Origin of the sequence: Yersinia artesiana, assembly GCF_902726545.1 — a bacterium.
Classification (GTDB): Bacteria; Pseudomonadota; Gammaproteobacteria; order Enterobacterales; family Enterobacteriaceae; genus Yersinia; species Yersinia artesiana.
This window is the reverse complement of record NZ_CACVAD010000093.1, coordinates 1-6,861: the sequence shown is the minus strand read 5'-3', so window position 1 is coordinate 6,861 and position 6,861 is coordinate 1. Positions and strand designations below refer to the sequence as shown.

The window sequence follows — 6,861 nt, the reverse complement described above, 5'->3', positions numbered from 1 at the left end:
GGAAAGTGATGATGAAAATTTTGGCTAAAAAAAACCTATTAATGGCTATTCTTCTGGGGTCCTCTCCCTTTATTTATGCTGCGGAAAGCCAGCCATTATTATTAAAAATGGATGATATTAACTACAGCATTGAACAAATTAAGCAGAACAACCCATTATATGAAAAATCCTATAAAAATCTGATAGCTAAGGCTGACAAGGCCTTGAAAAAACCGCTCTATTCCGTCATGGATAAAAGCCTGTTAGCCGCCAGTGGCGACAAACACGACTATTACAGCTTCCCACCTTATTGGTGGCCGGACCCAAGCAAGAAAGACGGTATGCCTTATTTGCGCAAAGACGGCGAAACAAACCCTGATGCCAACAGTGATGCGACAGATAAAAAGCGCATGAACAACTTCAGTGAAGATGTCTATTATCTGGCACTGGCTTATAGCTTTACCGGCAAACCGGAGTATGCCGACAAAGCACGCGAACAATTAGTCAACTGGTTCGTCAATCCGAATACCCGAATGAACCCAAATCTCCAATATGCTCAAGCTATTCCAGGAATCAATGAAGGCCGAGGTATTGGTCTGATCGATAGCCGGGCACTGGTAGACGTGATAGATGCGGTTGAATTGATAAGGCCCGCCAATGTTCTCACTGAAGCCGACTATCAAGCCATCAAACTGTGGTACAAAGATTTTTACCAATGGATGACCACCAGCCAGAATGGTTTCGAAGAGGATAATTGGCACAATAACCACGGCACCTATTTTGATATGCAGGCCGCCTCTTTTGCGCTATTCAGTGACCAAAAAGCCGCAGCGCAAAAGCGCCTGGAAATCACTCAACTACGCCGAATTCCATCACATTTTGATATCCAGGGCCGTCAGAATGCTGAGCTGGAGCGCACCCGTCCGTGGCATTACAGCAATTTCCATCTCGAAGCTTACAACAAGCTCGGTCGACTGGGGGAAGTTGCCAATAAAGATATCTGGAATTTTAGCCTTGACGAACACAGCCTGAAAAAAGGCTATCAATATGTCGCGGGCTTTATCAATACCGACCAAGCCTGGCCGTATAAAGATCTGGATGGCGTACAAGATAAAAAAGCACTGATCAATATGATGACTGCCGCCCGTGCCTACCCAACTGATCCTGATTTCCAGCAGAAAGCGCAATACCTGATGGCCAAATACCCGGATGCCGTCGAAATCTTGCTCTACCCGATAACACAGCCCCTAATCGCCAAAAAATAAGCACCGTCGAGGACACACCAGATATGAAGCAGTTTACGGACAGGCAGATGGCTAAAATCCGCCAGCGCGTGATGCAACAACAGGGAAATAGCGTGCAGCAGTCCGAGATTATTGCCACGCTGATTGAGGATAATCAGGTGGTTCTGGGCTCAGACACACTAGTCCCTGCCACCGGTATCGCCACCTGGAATCATTACTATTATTGCCCCGATCACGGTGTGAAGTTGGCGTGGGATCGCTATTCACCGACGCAACACCGTTGCCCGATAGACTCTCATTTGTTTAGCGGAGAACCCTATGATGGCGCCTGGTGGCGGGCGCTTAACGGCTTAAATGCCAAGGCCTGTAATCAGCTCGGTTTGCTGTGGCAACTCACTGGCGAGATACGCTACTTCGAAAAGGTACGGGATATTTTGATAGATTATGCTCGCTACTATCCCGACTATGAAGTGCACGGCGGTATCCCTTACAACGGGCCGGGCAAAGCCAATGCACAAACCTTGTGTGAGGCCAATTGTCTGCTCGATTTTGCCTTGGGTTATGATTTTATTGCTGATGCGCTCAGTCAGGAACAACGTGATTGCATCGCCGGGCGCTTGTTACGCGAAGGGGCTGATTTCCTGATGCAACATCGCACCCGTCAGTTGCATAACCATGAAGTAAAAATTAGCAGCGCTATCGCGGTAATCGGCCTGATCCTCGAAGAGGAACACTATGTTGAGTTTGCGGTGAATGCTGAGTATGGCCTGCGTTATCAGCTAGAACATGGGTTGTTCAATGAAGGATTGTGGTTTGAAGGCTCGGTACATTATCACTTTTATGCATTGCAAGGCTTCTGGTCATTTGAAAAACTGGCCGCCGGGAGCCGTCACAGTCTGCTGGCGTTACCTTATTACCGCGATATGCTCAGTTTCCCTTTAAAATTACTGATGCCCGATGGCACATTCCCTCGTATCAATGATTGCACTGTGGGTCAGGAGCAGCTCAATCATGCCCATTTATATGAATTTGCCTTTAAAACCTATGGTAATGATGAATACGCCGCCGCCCTACATCATATTTATCGCCAGGAACCGCGCTTAAATTTGGATGCGCTGCTGTACGGCGTTGAAGAATTGCCACCACCAATGATTGATGTCATTCCAACAGATACACTGCATGCGCCAGATTGTGGATTGACCATTCTTCGCCAACCGCAATCTGGCCGCGCTTTGCTGGTAAAACACAGTCCATACGGGGGTGAACATGACCATTATGACCGGCTGAATCTCATTCTGTTTGAGCAAGGGCAAGAGATTCTACCGGATTTAGGCACTACCGGTTATGGCGCACAACTGCATTATGGTTATTACAAAAATAGTGCCACCCACAATACGCTCAGTATTAACCAGAAAAATCAGCCGCCCGCTGTGCCAGTTATTCATCACTGGCATCAATCGGCAAACTTTAGTTGGTTGGATACCGAGGTCGACTGGAGCCAAAAAGCTCCTACGCTGGACAGCCATACCCGAATTCAATGGGATAGCGAGGCTTACCGTGATGTCAAATTCCGCCGCCGCATTTTATGGTTGGAAGACACAATTATCGATATCAGCAGCATCGTCAATCCACATCAACAACAGTGGGACTGGACACTGCATATCGACGGGTCGGTAATTGAATCGGTAGGAGAAAGTGCGACCTTCTGCGATAGCGGGCCACTACAATATTTACATCAAGTTACGGCCCAACCACTGAATGGCGTGATTCAGTGCCGCTATCAAACAGCGGCTCACCCGCTAACACTCTGGCTCGCCGCAGATGCCACTCTGTTTCAGGGATTGGCTCCGGCAAACCCGTCCGTGCGTGATATCAATTATCTGATTTTGCGTCATCATCACCCCGAATCACTGGTCACCTGCGTATTTGATATGAACAACCTCGACCCGCTGCTAGACGTGCAAGTGGACAATGATGGCGAGATTTTATCTCTCAAATTGACTCGTCAACAGCAGGTTATACAGGTAAAAATTCCCTTTACCGACAGTAGTCTACCGCTATTCAGTTAAATCCCTGCTCACAGGGGCAGCTTTTGCCCCTGTTTTGCCACATTTATCTCTAACGACAACAAGATGACAAGCATATCCTTCCTAGAAATAGGGATTTAGACGAGCAACAGCCTGATAACGTGATTTAGCTAACATTTACTGCATATGCTTGATTTGAATTAATATGCAATATTTCCGTATAAATTGGGATGTAACAAATAATTTTGGCTTAACAAATAAAATACAATTTCAATTAAGAACCCGCTCTCATTGCTAATATCGCATAATAATAGCGCTGACGATGTATCTGCCGTGTTAAATATAACTCTACTGTTTTGCATAACACCCAGTACAGTTTTGAATAAACAACGTTTAAAACGCATAAAAACGATGTTTTATTCACGTTCTAGTCAAAAGGCATTTAAAAATCGGCTAAAAACATGATGTGAGTCACAGAATGAATAAGTGTTATGACTAAAATAGCCGCCATCAACCTGGTTTTTAAAGACCATGTTTAAAACTAAAACTTCTTTTTAAAAAAAGAGACCTTACGCAAATGGAAAATAACAACAAGAAAATGGCGCATATAAGGCGGACAACGCATTTAATGATGCCGGCACACCGTAGTTATTTTAATTTTTCTTATTACCATTATAGATAATACCCTTCCTGCGATGGCATCCGATTTTATTGGATAGTCATTGTCTATGCACAATTTTAACCACAGCGAAAATCTCGTGATACTTTTTCGTTATGTTAACTATTGTCTGCTTTCTCCGAAATGACCAACACTTGATAATATTTCAACGCCTAACAGATTGTTGATAATTATAACTCAATCTCTATTGGCCTGGTGTTTAAGTCTTTCAGCAGAAACATAGCTATCCTGTAAAAATTAAATGTCACCTTTGTCATTAATGCTAAATGACATGAGGATTACTGCGCCTTAAATTCAGTCCTTTTTTATATAAAGGTAATGAGTGATATAAAGGCAACGTGTTACGCAGAAAAGCAGTTTCATTTATTAATGAATTTAAATTCATTGATACGGACTGCTATACCAAAAATTTAATAAACGACTAAATCCAACTTGCAAAAATGTTGGACGGGTTCATATACCCTAAATAAAATAAAAGAGAAATCATGATGAAAAAATTAAATATCGCGGCAAGCACATCAGCTATAAGCTGTTTCGAATCACAACGTGAAGTTGTGGATGTTTTACACACTGACTTTACTGATGTAGCTGCTGTGGTGCTTTCTGTTCAAGACATTAATGATGGTGTTATTGAAGGTATTCATTCATTAGGTTTGGATATTCCGATTTTTGCCGCTGTTTGTTGTGAAGAAGAACTGAATACCGATGTATTACCGTCTTTAAATGGGGTATTTGAACTGTGCGGTGACAATACTGATTTTTACGGTAAACAACTGGAATCTGCAGCTGAAAAATACGAAAAAGAGTTGCTGCCTCCATTCTTCAATACATTAAAAAAATACGTCGAAATGGGGAATTCTACTTTCGCCTGCCCAGGGCACCAAGGTGGTCAATTCTTCCGTAAACATCCGGCTGGTCGTCAATTCTTTGACTTCTACGGCGAAACTATTTTCCGTTCTGATATGTGTAACGCTGACGTCAAATTAGGCGATTTGCTTATTCATGAAGGCGCACCTTGTGATGCTCAAAAACATGCGGCAAAAGTATTTAACGCCGATAAAACCTATTTCGTGCTGAACGGGACTTCCGCTTCTAATAAAGTCGCCACCAATGCCCTATTAGCCCGTGGTGATCTGGTACTGTTTGACCGTAATAACCATAAATCCAACCACCACGGCGCACTGATCCAAGCAGGGGCTACACCGGTTTATCTGGAAACTGCCCGCAACCCGTTTGGCTTTATCGGTGGTATTGATGCCCACTGTTTTGAAGAAAAATATCTGCGTGAACAAATACGTAGCGTAGCCCCGGAACGTGCCAATGAAGCGCGCCCATTCCGCCTGGCGATTATCCAATTAGGTACTTATGACGGCACCATTTATAACGCTCGTCAGGTTGTGGATAAAATCGGCCATCTTTGCGACTATATTCTGTTCGACTCGGCTTGGGTCGGTTATGAGCAGTTTATTCCTATGATGAAAGATTGTTCACCATTATTACTTGAACTGAATGAAAACGATCCGGGTATTATCGTTACGCAATCAGTACATAAACAACAAGCCGGTTTTTCGCAAACCTCACAAATTCATAAGAAAGATAAACATATTAAAGGCCAGGATCGTTATTGTAACCATAAACGTTTTAATAATGCCTTTATGTTGCACGCCTCCACCAGCCCATTCTATCCATTATTCGCAGCATTAGATGTTAATGCGAAAATGCATGAAGGAAAAAGTGGCCAGCGCATGTGGTTAGATTGTGTTAAGACCGGTATTGAAGCCCGTAAAATGATCTTAAATACCTGTAATATGATTAAGCCGTTTGTGCCGGTAGAAGTTGATGGTAAACCTTGGCAAGAATATAACACCGAGGCTATGGCTCAAGACTTACGCTTCTTTAATTTCATTCCAGGCGAAAAATGGCATGCTTTTGAAGGTTATGAAGCGTCACAATACTTTGTCGACCCATGTAAATTGTTATTAACTACACCAGGCATTGATACCAATACCGGCGAATATACCGCCTCAGGTATTCCGGCGACTATTCTGGCTAACTTCCTGCGTGAAAATGGCATAGTGCCAGAAAAATGTGACCTTAACTCCATTCTGTTCTTATTAACGCCAGCAGAAGACTTGGCGAAAATGCAACATTTGGTAGCACAAATTGCTCGATTTGAACGTTTCATTGAAGAAGATGCATTGCTGAGTGATGTATTACCAACAGTTTATCGTAATAACGAAACTCGTTATAAAGGCTATACCATCGGTAAATTATGTCAGGAAATGCATGATCTTTATGTCAGCTATGATGTTAAACAACTGCAAAAAGAAATGTTCCGCAAACAATATTTCCCTAAAGTCATGATGAATCCTCAGGATGCCAATATTGAATTCGTTCGTGGACATGCTGAATTAGTTCCATTGTGTAAAGCAGAAGGCCGAATTGCCGCTGAAGGCGCACTTCCTTACCCACCGGGAGTATTGTGTGTTGTCCCTGGTGAAGTTTGGGGGGGCGCTGCTCAACGTTATTTCCTGGCACTTGAAGAAAGTATTAACTTATTGCCAGGCTTTGCACCTGAATTACAAGGTGTTTATTTACAAGTCGATGAAGACGGATGGAACCGCGCATACGGCTACATGATGAAAAATAAGTAAAAAAGAAGACTTCTATTATACAACACCAATAACTCAAACCTGCGGGAAATATTCCCGCAGTCTCTGAAATTTAAAAAGAGATAATAAAAATGAGTAAAACAAATAATAAGATGGGAGTAGTACAGCTAACTATTCTGACCGCCGTCAATATGATGGGGTCTGGCATAATTATGCTACCAACCAAACTCGCCGAAGTTGGGACGATTTCTATCGTTTCATGGTTAGTCACCGCAGTTGGCTCCATGGCGCTGGCTTATGCATTTGCCCAGTGCGGGATG

General features: G+C 43.3%; 4 protein-coding genes and 1 pseudogene. All 5 read left to right on the top strand.

Translation table 11 applies throughout. The annotated features are described in order from the left end of the window. Nucleotides 1-11: 11 nt before the first annotated feature. Complete coding sequence (locus HU019_RS19855) at nucleotides 12-1,244, top strand: alginate lyase family protein (protein ID WP_174849138.1); 1,233 nt, start codon at nucleotides 12-14, stop codon at nucleotides 1,242-1,244. A gap of 23 nt (nucleotides 1,245-1,267) precedes the next feature. Beyond that, nucleotides 1,268-3,292: a heparinase II/III domain-containing protein gene (locus HU019_RS19850; RefSeq protein ID WP_174849130.1), complete on the top strand. Its 2,025-nt coding sequence runs from the start codon at nucleotides 1,268-1,270 to the stop codon at nucleotides 3,290-3,292. Nucleotides 3,293-3,827: 535 nt separating this feature from the next. After that, nucleotides 3,828-3,932: a leader peptide SpeFL gene (speFL, locus tag HU019_RS20485; protein ID WP_105877053.1), complete on the top strand. Its 105-nt coding sequence runs from the start codon at nucleotides 3,828-3,830 to the stop codon at nucleotides 3,930-3,932. Between the two features lie 485 nt (nucleotides 3,933-4,417). Continuing rightward, nucleotides 4,418-6,583: an ornithine decarboxylase SpeF gene (gene speF, locus HU019_RS19840; protein WP_174849137.1), complete on the top strand. Its 2,166-nt coding sequence runs from the start codon at nucleotides 4,418-4,420 to the stop codon at nucleotides 6,581-6,583. Between the two features lie 89 nt (nucleotides 6,584-6,672). Next, nucleotides 6,673-6,861 (top strand): annotated as a pseudogene (gene potE, locus HU019_RS19835) (putrescine-ornithine antiporter); the annotation flags it as partial.